The sequence below is a fragment of the Paenibacillus sp. PvR133 genome (assembly GCF_017833155.1).
Lineage (GTDB): Bacteria > Bacillota > Bacilli > Paenibacillales > Paenibacillaceae > Paenibacillus > Paenibacillus polymyxa_B.
Window position 1 is genome coordinate 4,303,559 of record NZ_JAFIBS010000001.1, and the last position, 18,403, is coordinate 4,321,961.

14 protein-coding genes and 2 pseudogenes are annotated in these 18,403 nt (G+C 40.8%); 8 read left to right on the forward strand and 8 right to left on the reverse strand.

From position 1 onward, the window contains the following. Nucleotides 1-105: 105 nt before the first annotated feature. The gene (locus JOE49_RS18665; protein ID WP_209942362.1) at nt 106-2,271 is read left to right on the forward strand and encodes an amidase; all 2,166 of its coding nucleotides are present in this window, start codon (nt 106-108) and stop codon (nt 2,269-2,271) included. A 305-nt stretch (nt 2,272-2,576) separates the two neighbouring features. On the opposite strand, the gene JOE49_RS18670 is transcribed toward JOE49_RS18665, so the two are convergent. Beyond that, a complete protein-coding gene (locus tag JOE49_RS18670) occupies nt 2,577-3,257 on the reverse strand; it encodes a winged helix DNA-binding protein (RefSeq protein WP_025723225.1) in 681 nt (226 codons plus the stop codon). Between the two features lie 119 nt (nt 3,258-3,376). Here JOE49_RS18670 and JOE49_RS18675 point away from each other — a divergent pair, with 119 nt between their 5' ends. Continuing rightward, complete coding sequence (locus tag JOE49_RS18675; protein WP_245248425.1) at nt 3,377-4,096, forward strand: NAD(P)H-dependent oxidoreductase; 720 nt, start codon at nt 3,377-3,379, stop codon at nt 4,094-4,096. Between the two features lie 395 nt (nt 4,097-4,491). On the opposite strand, the gene JOE49_RS18680 is transcribed toward JOE49_RS18675, so the two are convergent. After that, nucleotides 4,492-4,965: an ATP-grasp domain-containing protein gene (locus JOE49_RS18680; RefSeq protein WP_025723224.1), complete on the reverse strand. Its 474-nt coding sequence runs from the start codon at nt 4,963-4,965 to the stop codon at nt 4,492-4,494. 1,099 nt (nt 4,966-6,064) lie between these two features. Here JOE49_RS18680 and JOE49_RS18685 point away from each other — a divergent pair. After that, on the forward strand, nt 6,065-6,637 hold the full coding sequence (locus JOE49_RS18685; RefSeq protein WP_209943664.1) for a DinB family protein: 573 nt from the start codon (nt 6,065-6,067) through the stop codon (nt 6,635-6,637). Nucleotides 6,638-7,110: 473 nt separating this feature from the next. Here JOE49_RS18685 and JOE49_RS18690 read toward each other — a convergent pair. Together JOE49_RS18690 and JOE49_RS26455 are read right to left on the reverse strand one after the other, a co-directional pair. Then, nucleotides 7,111-7,422: pseudogene (locus JOE49_RS18690) on the reverse strand (AAA family ATPase); the annotation flags it as partial. A gap of 335 nt (nt 7,423-7,757) precedes the next feature. After that, entirely contained in the window at nt 7,758-8,177 is a 420-nt protein-coding gene (locus JOE49_RS26455) for an SDR family NAD(P)-dependent oxidoreductase (RefSeq protein ID WP_245248709.1), read from the reverse strand. A 343-nt stretch (nt 8,178-8,520) separates the two neighbouring features. Between JOE49_RS26455 and JOE49_RS18700 the strand changes: the two genes are divergently transcribed. Then, nucleotides 8,521-9,279: an SDR family oxidoreductase gene (locus JOE49_RS18700; RefSeq protein ID WP_028541604.1), complete on the forward strand. Its 759-nt coding sequence runs from the start codon at nt 8,521-8,523 to the stop codon at nt 9,277-9,279. A gap of 139 nt (nt 9,280-9,418) precedes the next feature. Then, a complete protein-coding gene (locus JOE49_RS18705; RefSeq protein WP_028541605.1) occupies nt 9,419-10,036 on the forward strand; it encodes a TetR/AcrR family transcriptional regulator in 618 nt (205 codons plus the stop codon). A 519-nt stretch (nt 10,037-10,555) separates the two neighbouring features. On the opposite strand, the gene JOE49_RS18710 is transcribed toward JOE49_RS18705, so the two are convergent. After that, the gene (locus tag JOE49_RS18710; RefSeq protein ID WP_025723220.1) at nt 10,556-11,215 is read right to left on the reverse strand and encodes a TetR/AcrR family transcriptional regulator; all 660 of its coding nucleotides are present in this window, start codon (nt 11,213-11,215) and stop codon (nt 10,556-10,558) included. A 232-nt stretch (nt 11,216-11,447) separates the two neighbouring features. Here JOE49_RS18710 and JOE49_RS18715 point away from each other — a divergent pair, with 232 nt between their 5' ends. Then, a complete protein-coding gene (locus tag JOE49_RS18715; RefSeq protein ID WP_209942364.1) occupies nt 11,448-12,443 on the forward strand; it encodes an aldo/keto reductase in 996 nt (331 codons plus the stop codon). Nucleotides 12,444-13,079: 636 nt separating this feature from the next. After that, complete coding sequence (locus JOE49_RS18720) at nt 13,080-13,493, forward strand: MerR family transcriptional regulator (RefSeq protein WP_068938818.1); 414 nt, start codon at nt 13,080-13,082, stop codon at nt 13,491-13,493. 129 nt (nt 13,494-13,622) lie between these two features. Here the strand turns inward: JOE49_RS18720 and JOE49_RS18725 are convergent, their stop codons facing one another. Further along, the gene (locus JOE49_RS18725) at nt 13,623-13,844 is read right to left on the reverse strand and encodes a hypothetical protein (RefSeq protein ID WP_025723218.1); all 222 of its coding nucleotides are present in this window, start codon (nt 13,842-13,844) and stop codon (nt 13,623-13,625) included. Nucleotides 13,845-14,065: 221 nt separating this feature from the next. Between JOE49_RS18725 and JOE49_RS26855 the strand changes: the two are divergent. Then, nucleotides 14,066-14,495: pseudogene (locus JOE49_RS26855) on the forward strand (LLM class flavin-dependent oxidoreductase); the annotation flags it as partial. 269 nt (nt 14,496-14,764) lie between these two features. On the opposite strand, the gene ppsA reads toward JOE49_RS26855, so the two are convergent. Both ppsA and JOE49_RS26470 read right to left on the reverse strand, forming a co-directional pair. After that, nucleotides 14,765-17,377: a phosphoenolpyruvate synthase gene (ppsA, locus tag JOE49_RS18735; protein ID WP_209942372.1), complete on the reverse strand. Its 2,613-nt coding sequence runs from the start codon at nt 17,375-17,377 to the stop codon at nt 14,765-14,767. A 619-nt stretch (nt 17,378-17,996) separates the two neighbouring features. After that, nucleotides 17,997-18,371, reverse strand: a complete 375-nt coding sequence (locus JOE49_RS26470) for a hypothetical protein (RefSeq protein ID WP_226887811.1) — start codon at nt 18,369-18,371, stop codon at nt 17,997-17,999. Between the last annotated feature and the right edge of the window lie 32 nt (nt 18,372-18,403).

Below are 18,403 nucleotides of genomic sequence, written 5' to 3' on the forward strand. Positions count from 1 at the left end.
GACATTTCGTATGAAAATAAGTAGTATAATTAGAAACATTTATTAATTTCTCGTTCCTCTCTATTCAAATTCCTGATCCTATCTAATTTAAGGAGTGAAAATGCTATGTGCGCACGAATGCTAAAAGCGAATGCAAGGAATGTAATCGGTAATTATTGCAAATGGATCGCGACTGGTATGATTTTAACTCTCACGGGATGCTCCCTTGCATCCGCCACCCCTTCGCCCTCTTCCTCAAGTAAAACCAGTAGTGAAGCCGTCTCCTCCCTAGTTACATTTCAATTGCAAGAGGCTACGATTGCTCAGATGCAGGACGCGATGAAGTCAGGAGCACTGTCGAGTATCGAGCTCACCGCCCTGTACCTTAACCGCGTATATGCCTATGATGCTAGTGGCATTCGGCTGAATTCCATCCCTGTTCTGAACCCCGACGTACTGAAAGAAGCCGCTCAGGCTGATCAACTAAGGGCACAGGGTATTAAGACCGGTCCTCTGCAAGGCATCCCCTACACGGTTAAAGACAGCTACAAGGTTAAGGGCCTAACTGTCGCTTCTGGATCTCCGGCTTTCAAAAACCTGATGGCAAAGGACGATGCCTTTACAGTAGAGAAGATACGTAAATCCGGAGGGGTGCTCATTGGTAAAACCAACATGCCGCCAATGGCAGCAGGGGGAATGCAAAGAGGCGTTTATGGCCGTGCTGAAAGTCCGTACAATCCAAATTATTTGGCTGCAGCTTGGTACTCTGGCTCCTCTAACGGATCTGGCGTATCAACAGCCGCCAACCTCGCTGCCTTCGGTATGGGGGAGGAAACGGTATCCTCTGGAAGATCACCAGCATCTAACAATGGTTTAATTGCCTACACGCCATCGCGGGGCCTAATCTCCATTCGGGGGAATTGGCCGCTCTTCCCTATACGGGATGTCGTTGTCCCACATACGAGGACTGTCGAGGACATGCTCCGCTTGCTTGACGTGATCGTTGTAGAAGATAAGATCACCAAGGGCGATTTCTGGCGAGAGCAGAAAATCGTTCGGCTCCCTTCCGTCAACAGTGTCCGTCCCAAATCCTATCTAGAGCTGCGAGACATTCAAGCTTTGAAAGGCAAGCGCATTGGCGTTCCGAAAATCTATATTGGTAAGGACCATGAAACCACAACTCCGATCAAATTCAGACCTTCGATACAGGCATTATGGGAAAAAGCTGTAAAGGATTTAACTGCTCTTGGAGCTGAGGTTGTGGAAGTTGACTTCCCCTTGCAGGCGAACAGCGAGAAAGACCGGGCAACAGCAAAAACACCTGAGGAACGTGGTTTGATGCCGGCAAAGTGGGTTGAAAAGGAATTCGGATTGCTTAATCCTTATGCTGCTGAGGAATTCCTTAAAAGTGTGGGCGATCCGAATTTCCCGTCATGGGCTAATATCGACCCTGCAACCGTCTTCCCGAATCCGCCCGGTTCGGTAGATGCCACACGTGGTAGAGACCTTGGCCACTATGACGTATTCATTGAAACCATAAAGAAAGGCGTCACTCCTTACGAACAAATTCCTCAGTTTCAGGAAGGTCTGAGGGGGCTTGAAAATGTACGAAAGATTGATTTTGAAGATTGGATGAAGCAAAACAACCTTGATTTTATTGCATTCCCGGCAAATTCGAATATCGGCAAAGCTGACTCCGATGTGAATGAAACATCCTATGAGGAGGCTTGGGAGAATGGCAACTATTTCTCCAATACGAATTTCATTCTACGCGAGTACGGGATCCCAAGTGTGTCTGTGAGTATGGGCGCTATGAAGGATACCGGAATGCCCGTTAATCTGACGATGGCAGGTGCCGCATACAGCGATAATGACCTGCTTCGTTACGCTTATTCCTATGAGCAGGCGACCAAAAACCGTCCTATTGCAGCACGCACGCCAGCGCTTGAGGATGAAACCTTTTCCTATAACCCGCAAACTGCTCTCCCACCCTCTAAACGCAAGGAAACAGGAACCCCTGAACTTAAGTTGAATGCTTCAATCACGGATGATGTTCTCGCTTTGGAAGGTTCAGTCACAGATCAAAGCGATATTGCACAGCTTAAAGTTTATGTCAATGGCATTCGTGTCGATATTACAGAAGATAAAGCCAATTGGTCAGCAACGCTTCCAACTACTAAATACAAACAGGGTGGTTCCTCCCAAGCCGATACGCTGCATATTCTCGTGCTGGCCAAGGATATTTACGGAAATACCTCTGCTCAAGTCAAGTCTGTCACTTTACCCCAATAACGAAGGACATCATAGAACTCACTATAATTGTGGGTTCCATGACCGTAAGGTTCTCATTAGGAAAGCTCTCGCTGCAGCTGGCCTGAGCGACGGGATAGAGTGTAATATCCTATTCCTATTGCTGTTGCAATCCCGCTTCCATTTAATTGCTATTTGAAGGGAGCGGGCTGTAGCCCAGCTATCACCAAATAACTTATGGTCGAGAGTACAGAATTCTTAGGAGACCTAAGAATTTTTAGTGCCTTCATGCATTTTTTATAAGAGTTTCTCCATAAACCCTAAATTTGATAGAGACAAGGTATTAGTCAATCCTCAAGAAAGGCAATACGTATCAATTCTTTTACTCTGCTCAACTTCTTCGAATCAAAATTCTGCAACATACTTAAGATTTCATTTTTTTGTTGTAAATCTATAGGTGAGCTAATCTTGTTAGTAGATAACTTGTAATCTTCGTGTTCATCCTCTGCTTCAACAGGAACCATTTCTGATCCAACCCATGAAGTTTCCAATACTTCTCTCATTAATTCTGAAAGAAAGCGTATCTGATCGAGGTTATAACGACTTAGAAAAATCCTAAAATTATCATCCATATGTTCATGAAGTTGCTGGTGCAATTTGAAAGCTTGCTCACCAGATGGAGTTAAACGAAATAATACTTCTTTTTTATTGGAAGATAATGATTCAGCATGTATAACTCCTAGTTTCACCAGCCGCTGAGTTATTTTGGATACGCTACCTCTAGGAATACCAAAATGCCTAGAAATTGTAATGCCATTGACTGGCTCTAATTCTCCTATAGCATCCAAGACATGGAGCATCTGAACAGATGCTTCCTTTAAAAATTCGATAACGACCGATTCAGTAGCATTTTTAATCATCCATCTTCTTTCTTCATCTTCGCCTTCTGACTGAAATCGCTTCTGTACAGCAGCAATGTGACCTATTATATCTGTTATTAAAAGCGTTTGTTCAACATTATCATTCATTTTTACAATCTCACTCTCTTACTTTTAAGATTTTATATTAGAGGATAAAGAAATATTCTCAGATTTTATATTTCTAGTATACCAAGTGATTATAAAAAATAAAATACAAGGAAACATTATTGACAACAGAGAAACAAAAATATATTATTGTATCCATAAAAACAATTTTGTTTCCAAGAAAACAAAGTACAAGAAAGGAATTTTATATGAATATTCTTATTATATTTGATCATCCTTATGGAAGTGGTGCTTCAGAAAATATTCTTCACAATAGAAGTTATTCAGCCGCCTTGTTGGCAGCTACCATAAGAGGTTTGCGTTCAAGTGGTCACCGAATCGATTTGATTGATTTGCATAAAGACGGCTTCAATCCTGTTATGTCTGCTTCTGACCTCGCGTCTTGGCGAACAAAGGAAGTAATTGATCCTCTAATTGCAGATTATCAACAGCGACTACTTGAAGCAGATCACCTTATTTTTATCTTTCCTATCTGGTGGGAAGGAATGCCAGCAATGATGAAAGGTTTCTTGGATAAGGTATTCGCAAAAGGAATCGTGTACAGCGAGCCTAAACCAGGGCGTTTATTTAAGTGTCTGCTTCCTCGTTTGAAGGGTGCTTCTTTACTAACTGTTATGGCAACTCCAACATATATTTATCGATGGCTATTTGGAAATCCAATCACCAAAATGATGTTTCGTGGAACTTTTCGAAAAATGGGTATAAACTCACTTAAATGGTATAATTACTCAGGTATGGAGAAGCGAACTCTTGAACAGCGCCAATTGTATCTAATGGAAACGGAAAAACTTTTCGCAAAACGTTGGAATACTACTTATTGACTATTGCACAATAAATAGGGTGAATCGCTACATTTATCACTAATATTTTTGGTAAGTTTCATCTTCCGAAACGGCTTGCAAGCTTTCAGGAGTTCCCACGACTCGGCCTAAAGAGAACTTTCTAAGCATGTTTGACATGTGTTAATCCTCCTGCCAGTCTTGGATTTTGGGTTGTCAAAAGAGCATTTGGGACATTGCCTGCCGCATGGCCTATATCCCTCAAAGGGAAAAAAATGCTTTCCATTAAAAGAATCGGCGCCTGCCGATTCTCTCCTTATTAAATCAAATAGTCCGACTGAGTTTATTAATGATGACGTGGCATTTGTCTCCCTCTGCATATACGCATAAATTAGATCATCATAAATAATCACACAGCAAGCCTGGATTTGATAATCCTAAATACTAGCATTCGCGATTGCATTTTTTGTAGTAATTGCTACACTATATATATTAATAATGAGAATCATTATTAAAGGTGCGGGTAACAGGTGACCAGCCTCAATGAAATAAGGCATTACCACCTCTTTGGTTGTGATTGCAAGCACTTCGTGCCTTCCATTAGTCGTCAGCACCTCAACGCTGTATTCTTCCCCGTCGTCTATATACTCCTCAATCACCAGCGTACCATCCAATATATATTCATCCTGCTGAATGCTATGACGCAACGCGTCTTCAATCTGTTCGAAAGAGCGGATTATTGAAATATTAAGGCTTCCCTGTCCGGAGACTGGTTTCAAAATTACAGGTGTCTGCCATTCCTCCAGACAGCTCACAATATCTTCCCTTGAGTTGTAGTGCGGTAGCGGTTGAAAGGAAGATTCATAAATAAAGAACAATAGATTAATCTCATTTTTAAAACCAAGAAACATTCCATAACAAATACGGCGACTTCTCTCCAGTGGATTCCAGAGAAAAGTCGCTATTTGGTTTTAAGTTTCGATAAAGGGTCTGGTTTAGCTACCCCAAAAAGGCTTTGCAATCTGCTGACCTTGATCAATCTTCGTCCTTACTCGTCTTCACAGGTTGTTTTAGCAAGCTTCCAGTCACTCACAAGTTGCTAAAAGTTAGAACACAACTTTATTGTCTGTACACAACTTTCTTCGAACAATAAGGTTGTGTACTAGCGAGTCAACTACAAATATTTTCACCTGTGCGATATGCAATAAAGTTGTGTACCAAAATCCAATATTTGTGATTTATATTTTTTATTAAATTCTAAAAATATGTACTTTAAATCCTTATAAATTGTTCTCCTGTCTTTAACTTTTCTAATATTTCTTTACCTTAATATCGCTCTCTATTTAAACCAAAGCAACCGTCCTGATTTTAACAAAGCCTGATGACACTTGTTCATCAGGCTTTTGATTTTACTAAAAGTGATTCTTTTATTATGTTTCCTTAATATTTAGTACACAACTTTATTGCCTATTTCTCGATTAGTACACAACTTTATTGTCTGTAGACAATGACACCACACAACAATTGTGTGGTGTCATAATTAATGAGAAAACAACAAGCTGAATATATGATAATTCAACGATCATTTTCATAATTAGTGAGAACTCAGTGACTCGAAGTTATTCGGTCCACCCTAATTTTTCAAATTTATGAGAATATACGCAACTCTAAAAATGCGTATTTATACAATCAATAAGAAGTTGTACTACTTCTTCATTGTCAATTGTTAGTGAATAATAATGTTTTAGACTAAACAATAAAGAACTAGACTGAGATAACAAAGTTATAGACTGGCGACGCGTGGCCCGCATGCACAGCTGCATTTGCGCTCCCGACTCTTCCGGAATGAAGTCAGCTTTGCGATCAGCGCGCTAGCGACAGCGGCCGGTGTAATTAGAAAATATAGTCTTAGACTGGTAAATAAAGTATTAAAGATATAAACTACGAATATGCTTTTTCTTGAGCCCTCTCATATGATGAGAGTAATTCAGTATTCGAGGAGATGATCTTCTGAATAAGAACATAGGGATTAAGGATATTTTGGTAAGGTTCGACGAGATTTTGAAGCATTATGTTCGGGAGCTGGACAAGTATAGTCTGGCGGAACTGTGTCGCAAGCCAAGCGAGAACGAATGGTCGCTTGGTCAAATGTACCTGCATCTGCCCCATTCCACGCTGAACTTGCAGCTCCGTCTTGCGGAGGAGTGCATGGCGCTCGGTGGCGGCAACGAGGAGGGCGGCGGGAAGACGGAGGCCGGCCATGCCGTGTTTGAGCAAGGGAGCTTCCCATCGGTTCGCATTCAGGTACCGGCCGACTTGCAATATACGCCTCCACAGCCAGAAAGCAAGGAGCAGCTTGTCGCCAAGCTGGAGGAAGCAAGGCGCCGCATGCATGAGATTGGGGCGTCGCTGCAGAACATAGACCCAGAGCGGCTGCAGCGAAAGGCGACTCATCCGGCCGTAGCCTTCGGCGCGTTAAACGCGGTCGAATGGTTCACGATGGTGGAGATGCATTACCGTCATCATCTTCTTCAAAAGGAGCGGCTGGACGCTTTCTTACAAACTGCAGAGTTATTAGGCTAACAGGACACGATAGCTGAATGTTGACCACAACAGCGGCCAGTCTAGGAATTTATTTTCGCGTCCTTATCTGCCGCTGTTGCATTTGTCGGATCAGTCTAAAACTTTATTTTCTTCGGACATCAAATATGATTATTATTCTCGTTCAATCTGTAAATTTTCTCACTAATTATGACACCACACAACAATTGTGCGTTGTCATAATTAGTGAGAAAAAGTCATCAAAAAAGCTTATGCATCAATATACATTTTCATATTTAGTGAGAAAAAGCAAAAACTCACTTTGCATCTTTATGCATGATAATGAATACGGATTTTCGCGATATCTTCATCTTAATTATACACAGCAAAAAGACCACTATCTAGTATTAGATAGTAGTCTCAGTTTAAAATACTCTATTCACTTAAATTAAAATCATTTCGCCTTCTATTCTTCTACAGAAACATAAATACTTAATCCAGATTATGTAGTATTAATAAGCCAAGTAAGCAGAATTCGATTTGGGAGCCAGGGTCAGATAAATAACGGCTTGTGTTAAATGAACATCACACTCTGACATCCCTATAAATTGACATGCTTGAAACACCGAAACAGTGATTTCTAACGCCCTATTGTCTGCCAGACCTACGTCCTCAATTGCAAACCTAACGAGCCTACGAGCGATAAATAAAGGATCTTCACCTGATTCCAACATTCTTGACAACCAATAAATAGATGCATTCACATCACTATTTCGCATGGAATTATGCAATACAGAAATGATCGGACTATGTTCTTGTCTATTTCGGCAACCGATACAAGTTCTAGTCCTTCACTCGGGTACCGATAAAATAAGCCGCATAGCAAATTTAATGGCAGTCACTAAATTAGTCCTATCATTTTATTTATTTTTTGATTAATTGCATGATTCCTTTAGGAAAAGTTTCCTCTGCCTCTGTTCTTTTATCATAAAGACTGTACCAAGCATCTGACACTTGATCAGGATCAAAACTTGTGCCCTGCTTGATTAAAGGACTAATGGATAAATGGCCCACAAATACTCCAAGAGGAAGCAAACGCTCGTGTTATAGTTCCGGAGTCCTGACATGGCGATACCTGAATTTCCAAACATCGGGCTTGGACTCATTGCGGAAAGATCGCTTGTAAAAAGAAGCGCCCCTTCACCCCGTTCTGTCTTTCTGGAACGACTTGTCTGGCTGTATTTATAGCTCCAATGACAACATTGTTGAAAAATTGAAGTGCGCTCTCATCTGTCGTTTCCAGAACAGATGTCGTAGTAACATTTCCACTATGCGGATTAAACTCCATTACATCGATTGTACCGAACGTATTCTTAATTTCTTGAAAAGCCCTGATAAGTTGCATTTTGTTAGTGATATCGGCAGCAAAACCCTGAGCTTCAATGCCCATCTTACCAAGCTGCTCTGCATATTGGTCCAATTTCTCCTGTGTTCTTGAAACGAGTGCGATACGAAAACCGTTTCTTCCAAAAGTCTTGGCTAGTGAGAAGCCTAGACCAGGTCCTGCACCGATAATAAGCATTGTTTTCAATTCATACTCACCTTCCATAGAGACATTGATCTTCTTGATACAGTCCATATTTACCTTAGGTAACTGCTCTATTTTTTTATATACGCATCAGTAGACCTTCATTGAATCGACATCTTGGATTTGTCCTTCCAACAAGGTTTGAAGAAGTTTGCGTTCACGATTCGAGTCGGAAATCTCCCCAGCGGGCTACTTCTTCCTCATTTGTGTTCACTGTCTCCTGTCCACGTAGTGATCTTATCACACATCAATAAAAATATAAAGCTGAGTTACTTGACTTTGGTTGATTCCCCCCTTATATTTGTCCTTGTAAGTATCTTGCGATGGAGGTTTTAACATGACTAGACTTAATGGTAAACGAGCACTTATTACGGGTGGCACCAGCGGAATTGGCTTGGAGACAGCCAAACAATTTCTGGCTGAAGGCGCTGAATTGATTGTCACCGGAGTAACCCCGGCAAATGTAGAAAAAACACAAAAGGAACTCGGAAATCAAGTCCTTGTGCTTCAGGCAGATTCCCGAGACCTCAACGCCCAACGTCAACTGGCTGAACGTGTTGAACAACATTTTGGCAAACTGGATATTGCCTTTTTAAACGCAGGCGTATCTGACTGGCGTCCATTCGAGCAAATCGATGAAGAAGCCTTTGACCGCTTGTTTGCCATCAACGTAAAAGCTCCATTTTTCTTAATGCAGGCATTAACTCCAGTGATGGCGAACCCATCCTCTGTCGTTTTAATGGGATCGAGCAGTTCTCATGCCGGATATGCACATTCCAACGCTTATGCGGCTACTAAAGGTGCCATTTCCACCCTGACCAAAGCCTGGAATTCCGACTTATTATCGTCTCACGGAATTCGCTTCAATACGGTGAGTCCTGGACCGATTGATACCCCGCTTTACGATAAGAACAAGCTAGGCGTGTCTGACGAAATTCGTGAGATGGTTATTAACCGCATTCGTGACGGGATTCCGGCTGGACGCATGGGTACTGCCGAAGAGATTGCCAAAGCTGTTGTCTATCTGGCTTCGGATGAGTCACGCTTCACCATTGGCGTTGACTTGGTTCTGGATGGCGCTCAAACGATTCTCTAATATGTTAGCCCTATTGCTGCTTAAGCCCTCCGAGGGTGCTTAGGCAGCTTTTTCTTTTAGAACACGATCAACTGTTGTATAGTAGAGAAAAGGGTGCTATCCCTCTGATAGGACTTAAATCCAAATTTGGAGTGGGAATATGGGAACAAAATCAACTTACCATGAACGTATAAAGGAAGAAAAAAGGGCATGTGCTATTGCCGCTGCAGAAGAACTGTTTTTTGAAAAAGGGTATGCGCGCACCACGTTAGCTCAAATTGCAAAACTTGCTGGTCTCTCTACAGGAACATTGTTCAATCATTTCCCGACCAAGGAATTGATCTTCGAAACCATCGTCAAGCATTTTTGGGAACTTGATCCCGAATGGGACTTTCCACCGGTACTAGGCTCTCCCTTGCAAGGATTAATTAAGTTCGGACGAGATTACGCATGCGTGCTGACTCGTGATGGAATGGCTCCTTTGTTTCGGGTCGTCATTGCAGAGGCCAAGCAGTTCCCCGAGCTCAGTCTTTTTCATTATGAATTGGGTGAAGGTGCTGTTCATCAGAAATTGACGCAATATTTATTAGATGAAGTTCAATTGGGTAATATAAACCTGCCGGATGCGGCAAAAACGGCCAACGAATTTATGAGTATAATTGCTGGGCAGGTGCTATGGCCCAAAATGTTGCTGCTTGATTTCAGTATCTCCCGAGAGCAGGCTTTTCAAATAGCGGACGAGGCTGCACATATGATAATAAATAAGTATGCTCGCTAAAACAGACGAATACGAGTGATCTCCTATAACGGGAGTCCCTCGTATTCGTCTGTTTTACGTTCTAGTCTTAGACGCACTCTGTTTATAAAAAATGAAGAACAATCGGGTTTTTCCCATCTTATAATCGATGTTCCCCCTCTTACCTCATTATACTTATATACAGGTTACTTAGTTTTTCTGATGAGAAATCCTTCAATCTCATATTTTTACTAGCGGGGTTAATACCTAAAAATACTCTCATGACACCAATTATAATCAAAGTATGAAAAGAGTATCGATAACACACTCATTTCATTATTGGTATATTATCACATCAATGATTGTTGATCTAATCAACCTATTCATGTAATAGAAGAAAAGGCGAGAAGAGGAACACCCCGGTCATGTGCCGCCGTGCGTTTCATTCACGCCTTTTTCTATGCTTCTAATGTATCATGGAAAATCCGTCATATGATGCCCAACTTAAGCTTAAAGTGTGTTCACTTTAAAAATAATTTGGATTATTCTAAATTGCTAAGTTTAATATAAGTTTTTTGAAATCTTTTGTGCCATATACTCAATTCTAGGAATCATCAAGTTGTCATCTATCATTTTCATTTTATCAGGTTTAAACAACTGAATTTTTTTTAGATTGTAATAGTCAAATAGCACTTGATACACGGTCAATTGGTTCTCCATCAGGTACTTTACATCTAAAACATTATTTAGAATCTCATCTTGCATAACGATAAGTCTACCCTCAATCTTATTAAAAACCCCACTTTTAATCCCTTCATCATAGAAAGCCAATTCCTGATCTACTCGTTGCTTCATAGCTTCTTTTAGGGACTCATAGGTCTCAGGATAACTACTTTCAAGATCCCTTAGGAAAATGTCTGTGATGAACTCTTTTAATATGATTGTTTGTTCAAATGTTTGCTGAAATCGCTGAACAAATACTTGATCAGCGTCAGAATCTTCAATAATTTCGTGGATGTATTCGATAGAAGCACTCACAAGAAACGTAATAATATCTTCTTTGGTAGAGAAATATTTATATAAAGTCGCCCTGCTTACATCCATAATCCTTGAAATTTCGTCCATTTTTAAACTTTGAAACCCATATTTTCTAACGTGCGCTGACAATCTATTAGTAAGTTTTTGCCTCATCTGATGTTGTCTTTCAATCTGCCGTTCCATCTAAATGCCCCCTTATAAATTATATTATAGCTCATAATCATCATTTTAAACAAACTAAACAACACAGACACTTTAAATACTTTTTGTTTACTTTATTCATTTTTCATAATATTATGTGTTTGTTCTTATGAATAACAGTGATGAAAATTCATATTGAACGAGCTAAGATTGGATACCTTTTAATCTAGGCTTTAAACACTTCGGTGATAAAATTATTTAAGGAGGAACAAAAATGCAAACTCGAAGTCTTGGTCAACAAGGTTTAAAAGTTTCTTCTATTGGTTTAGGTACTATGGGGATGACAATGGCATACGGTCCTTCAAATGAAGATGAAGCAATAGCAACTATTCGTCGAGCTTATGAGCTTGGAGTTAACTTATTTGATACAGCAGAATTATATGGATATGGAAATGGTCACAATGAACAGTTGCTGGGTAAAGCTGTAAAGGATTTTCGTGAAAAGGTAGTACTAGCTACCAAATTCGGTTTTGATATGACGGCCGAGCAGATTGGAACACGTTTTAACAGCCGGCCAGAAAATATTCGTAAGGTAGCTGAGAACAGTCTTCGCTATCTGCAGACTGATTACATTGATGTGTTCTATCAGCATATCCCTGATCCTGATGTTCCTATCGAGGAAGTAGCTGGGGTCGTTGGAGATCTTATCAAAGAAGGCAAAGTTAAATATTTCGGTTTAAGTAACACCGGTTCAAAAACAATTCGTCAAGCTCACGCTGTTACTCCGGTTTCTATGCTTCAAACTGAATACTCCATATTTGAACGCGAGATTGAGGAAAACAATATACGAGAGACTTTGAATGAATTAGGCATAGGTTTAGTGCCTTACGCTCCTTTAGGCAGAGGGTTCCTGACAGGTGCTGTTAAACCAGCCCAAGAGTACGCGGAAGACGATATGCGCCGTTACGACGAGCGCTGGGAAGGCGAAAATTATATCTACAATCTACGAGCAACAGAACAACTTAATGAACTGGCTTCTAACAAAGGTATTTCTGTAGCCGAATTGGCACTGGCTTGGATTCTCGCCCAGGGAGAAGATATCGTTCCGATCCCGGGTACACGAAGTGCTAAGCGAGTTGAGCAAAACGTTGCTGCTGCTAACGTCAATCTTACAGAAGCTGATCTTCAACGTATCAAAGAGATCCTTCCACACGGATCAGCCGGTAGCCGGTATCCAGCTGGAGTGTTGGAGAATTTCACAAGAGATTGATAATTTTGTTTATAGAATACTAAATTTAAATATAAAATAAAAAAGCAGTTGACTAGAATTTCTTCATAGTCAACTGCTTTTTTAATTGACCACTTAAAACTCTATATCGCTCTGTTGAATAAACCTATAATTTCTAGTGTATGTTTTCGATGCTTTTCAGTAATCTACGTGGGAAAGTACTGCTGCTAAGATCACGCCGAAAGGACAAAAAGTTTCTTTGCGCGAATACCCTTGAATGCATCTGCAATCATTCGCTTTATGGGCTTCTTCGTTTTTGATTAACCATTGTACTCTTTACGGCCAGTGTGTGTAGAGATCATATATGGGTAGAACTATCCACCTTGTGTAGGCTCACCGTAAATGTCTGCCCCATCGTAGGTAGGAATATTTCCTTTGAGGCAGTTATCACATTTCACCCCAGAAGGGTTCATACATCCGTTACAATCGCGGCAATCTCGTGTCCAGGAACGAATGGATAATTCAAGCGCCCCCCTCTAGTTAACTCTAGGTCAAATGTTTATCTTATTTTTTATCTTCGATGCACTTTGACATGCATTTATAGCAAGGTAGAATTCACTCGGATCAATCCTAGAGTTAACCCGAAGTATACTCCTAGTAGAAAGGAATTCATTGTACATGACCTATTCAATCAGTGAAGTTGCTAAAAAATTAGACCTTACGGTATATACATTGCGTTACTACGACAAGGAAGGACTCATGCCTTTTGTAGAACGTACCACGAGCGGAACACGCTTGTTCAAAGACTCCGACATTGACTTTCTTAAGATCATTCAATGTCTGAAACTGACTGGGGTGTCTATTAAAGACATTAAGGACTTCGTTGAATGGTGTTCTGAAGGGGACTCCACACTGAAGCAAAGATATGACATGTTTACGGAGCGAAAAGCTATTGTGGAAGGACAAATGGAGGAACTACGAAGAACCATGGAAGTCTTTGAGCACAAATGTTCTTACTACGAAACTGCTTTGGAAGTTGGAACCGAAGAGATTCACAAAATTAAATCGATAGAAAATGCCCTCACCAATTGATGGCACGCACAAAAAAAGTAGCTTGAAATCCTTTAACGGATTCCAAGCTACTTTTTTGGTAAGTCTCTGCTCACCATATTGAATAGCACTTCAGGAATGCTCATTCTATTACTTGTAGAAGTAGCTGCATCATGTTTCCAAAAGCTTCAGTGCGCCCAGCTCCACCGCAGAGTTTACGATTAAGTAACCTGATGGCGTGTCCTCTACCTCACTGATCATAACTTCGAAAATTTTATACAGTGCTTCCACTGCTGTCTTGGACGCTTTAATTTCTGCGAGTAAAGTGTTGCTGACCTTACCTCTGTAACGATCCATTGCCTGCAAAAACAGCGAATGTTTGTCATCAAACATATCATAAAATTTTCTTGGCCAAAAGTTAAAGAAAACTTCTGAAAAATTCTTTTTTTATTCTTGAAAACAATTGAAAGTAGAATCAGGCCATTTCAACTATTTGAAATCTATTCAAATTAGGAGAGTTCATCTGAGTTAATTTCGTTGTATAGGCTATATCCTTAAGTATTCTACCACCTGAAATACGCATTTCAACATTTCTTATTTGAAGCTGCTACTGAGCACATGCGCATTTGAGTATGGAGCGCAGACATGCACTGCTCAAGTCAGTGCTTGGCCTTGATTTAAGCAGCTTTGCTTTGGAACATCGCGTAACTGCCGATATGCTTCCCGATCCGAATCACCCAGTCCGTAGCCGGACACATGCTGAGCTTTTGCGCTGGTATATTATAAATCATCAGCCTACAGTGGAAGATGTGTTGGCAAGACCCGAGGTCGTCGGATCTGCTCATTGGGTTTCCGTTGGAACAGTTGAGGACGTATTGAACGATATTATTGAGCGGGGCTATTGACGGATTTATAGCTCTTCCAGGCGGTTCAGAAGAATCTATGAAAATATTTTTTGAAAAACTAATGCCGCAGTTGGTTGAAAGAGGCTTGTTCAGAAGCGAATATGCAGGTTCGACTCTGAGGGCACATTTGGGTATTTAACACCCGATACTGTCGAGAACAAGACATTAAAAGCCGCTATTTTAGCGGATTTTTTGTTCTAACGGTACAAGTTCTTGTCTCAAGTCGAGGAAAAGTACTTGTACCTATTCCCGTAAAGGACAAGAGATTTAGATTATCGGGTCAGCTATGTATAAATCATTTTGTGTCATGGATAAAAGGACGAACAGGATAACCGCCCTTTTATCCATGACAGGTTGCATTTAATGCCGTCCATTATGACAGAGGCTATTACTTAGCGTATTCAGCCATTACAATATTTCGATATACCCTTCTGTTCCATGCACACGAATTCGTTGCCCATCTTTTATCAGCTTGGTAGCATTTTCCACTCCGACAATAGCGGGTAAGCCATATTCACGTGCGATAACGGCTCCATGAGTCATCAGTCCACCAACTTCGGTGACTAGGCCTTTTATGGATACAAACAATGGTGTCCAGCTGGGGTCAGTAAAGGCGGTGACTAATATATCTCCATCCTCCAGATCAGCATCTTCCATGTTTAAGATGACACGTGCTCGTCCCTCTATAACTCCGGTAGAAACAGGCAGACCTACAATCGCTTCAGCTGGGAGATTTTCTCGTTTGTACTCACCCGCAATGATTTCACCATCAGACGTGATTACACGCGGGGGAGTTAGTTTTTCATATAATTTGTAATCGTCTTTTCGTTTACTGATGATCTGATAATCCAGTTTATTTGTGCGTACGACTTCGTGAAGTTCTTCAAAAGTGAGATCGTATATATCTTCTTTTTCGTGAATAATGCCAGCTTGTACGAGTTGTTCGGCTTCTTTTAGTAAAGCCTGCTTATAAACGAAGTAGCGATTAACCATGCCGTATTTGGGATATTCACGATAACCGATGAAATTCCTGATCAGATCGATCATCCGTTTTGTTTCTTTGGCTTTTTGTTCACCATCCGGTAATTGCTTCAATCGATCTAATAACTCTTGTTCTTTTTTCAAAGCCTCTTGTCGCCCCTGCTCAAATTTCCAATTGCCAGCATTAGGCTCAAAGTTTTTGATATTACTGAGAATCATGGGGACAAGTATAATTGGTTTTTCACTCCAACGAGTTCTCGAAATATCGATTTCACCGGCACATCGCATTCCGTATTTATTGAGATAAGCATAGATAGCGTCTTGAGTTTCCTGTCCACCATCCAACTTAACCATTTCATCCAAAAAATTATCATCTTTTACATGTTGTAAATAATCAATTACCTCCGGATAAGGACGAATCGCATCTGCGACATCCAATAGCGCCAGACCCATTTCCGAAGTAATGTTGTTTGGTACAGATTGAGAAAGCGTATCTGCTGCGTTTTTTTCACCTAACCACTCATACATTTTTTCATTGATCCATGACGAAGCATTCATAGCAGTCATAAAAACCTTTGAACTTTGTGGGTCAAATAAGATCTTCTTTAATTCTTGGAGATCTTCCAGAATAAAATCAAATAAATCTGCTCCTGATTTCGTTTGGATGTTTTGTTTTAATTCTTCTATCGATGTTTGACTGTTCTTAATCAAATCAGAAACGATTGCCGGATCGTTTTCGATTTGTGCTTGAAAACCTGCAGACGACCTACCTTTACTGCTATTACCGGGACTCTGTTCTGTTCTATCATCTGGTAACGATTTTATAAAATCTCGCTCTATTAGGGTCATAAATGCGTCTTTTATGAGCGGATCAGATTGTCCCAGGGTATTTAAGAAAGTTTCTCTACTGACAGGTGAAGCCAGCATATGTGTAACATCAACAAACAACCTTCCACCGGCTATACGCATGGGTGCAGGAGTTATTAACAGGTAAAAAGACAATCCCAATGGTTTTATCGGGTCAGTCATCATTTGTTGATGACCGACAGATACGTAAACGTGATTTTCTTGATCGTTCGCTTCAGGGATCGGGTATAAAGTCGTGATTGGACGACTCTGGACAATATAAAAAGTATCATGGGCCAAACACCATTCGATATCTTGCGGGTAACCAAAATAAGCTTCGATCTGTCTTCCGATGCGTGCCAGTTGCAAAATTTGTTGTTCAGTAAGGGTTTGAGTCTTTTGCTGATCGGGGTCGATCTGCCGGGTCTCTGTTCCGCCTTCTCTTCGTCCATAGACAGCCAATTCTTTGGTTGCTATCCTCTTATCGACGATTTCCCCTTCCTGTACTTTATAACAATCGGCAGAGACCAAGCCAGAGACCAGTGCTTCTCCAAGTCCAAAACTAGCTTCGATCGATAGCAGCTTCCGGTTGGATGTAATCGGATCAGCGGTAAATAAAATTCCTGAAGCCTGCGGGAAAACCATCCTTTGAACGATAACGGATAAATAAACTTGACTGTGGTCAAATCCATTTTGCATACGATAGATAACCGCGCGATCCGTAAATAGGGAAGCCCAACATTTGCTGATATGCTGCAAGATTGCTTCTTTGCCAATGATATTTAAATAGGTGTCTTGTTGACCAGCAAAAGAGGCATGTGGTAAATCTTCAGCAGTCGCACTAGAACGCACTGCGTAAGCATGTTCCTCTCCAAACCGGGAGAGATAGTGAGTAACTGCTTCCACAACATCGGAAGGAACTTCTACTTCCATAATCATTTGTCGAATCTGCCTGCTGATTTCACCAATTTGAGCTCGTTCTTCTGCTTTTAGCCTTGTTAGTCGGTCCAACAATGCATAATACGTTTCTTTTTGTTCGATGGCTTTTTGATACCCCACTGTTGTAACACAAAAACCTTCTGGTACAGGTATTCCTTCAATTTTTGATAATTCCCCTAAATTTAACCCTTTTCCGCCAACCAGCAAAAACTGCGTTTTTTCCATTTCCTGAAAACCGAGAACCAAAGAACTCATTCAATATCTCTCCTAACTATTAAATTGAGAAAAAAACATTTGACAAGAGTTTAGCGGCATGGTAAAGTTAAATTGTAAGATGTAATAATTATGTCCATAAAAATTTACGAAGTCGTAATCTGATTATATCATCGTGTCTGTTTTATATGCAATATAAAAGAACCTGATAAAACTATCCAGGTTCTTTTTTGATTTTCCACTATCATTAGTCACATCAAAAACCATGGCTCGAGCCGAACTCAGTTACTGCATAGTTCCCTATCGCTCCTATGTAGCCTAAGGAAACCCTGAAGTTGCGTCGGGTTCTTATTGAGCTAACCTGCCCGTTAGTTCAGCGAACGAAGCGCGTATAGTGAACCTCTTATATTTTTTTTCGGGCATGTTCATCTTTGCACTTGGGAAAATGGGAAAGCATGAAAGTTTCTATAATTCACTTCATCTCAAATGTGATTCTATAGGCTCTTCTTTATGATAACTAAAAAGAAGATAATTTATTTCATTCTCTATTCCTGGCTTACACTTACTGTGAAACACTGTGATATGTATTAATATATCCAGGATATGTTTGTTCCAATTGCCAAATTTACTTTCACTTACGTTTGTTATAAGCCCGCGTCAACTAGCTCTGCAAAAGTCGGTACAGCAGCGCCTCTCTCTTATTCTCAAACGTTCGCTGTATCTCCAGAAATTCAGGTACCTCCGACAGCCGGGAGGGTCTGTACCCGGGGCCGCCGCAGCCGCAGGAGTGGTAAGCGTATCCTTGTTGATATAGTAGCTCCACCTTTTTCCACTGCTTAATATCCGTTTGCTTCGGGGCCTGAAACATGTATACAAGGCTGCAAACTCCTGTGAGGATTCCTCCAGTTTGACCACCGCCTGACGGTAAATAACAATGCTCACGAGCAAAAATGGAATGACACAGGCCGGCACGTTTCCGCCCATAAATTTGCTGCAGTCTCGCGTTTATTACTCGCTCTATCACCGACATATTCAACTTGTAGAACAGCCTCCATGAATTACCCACTA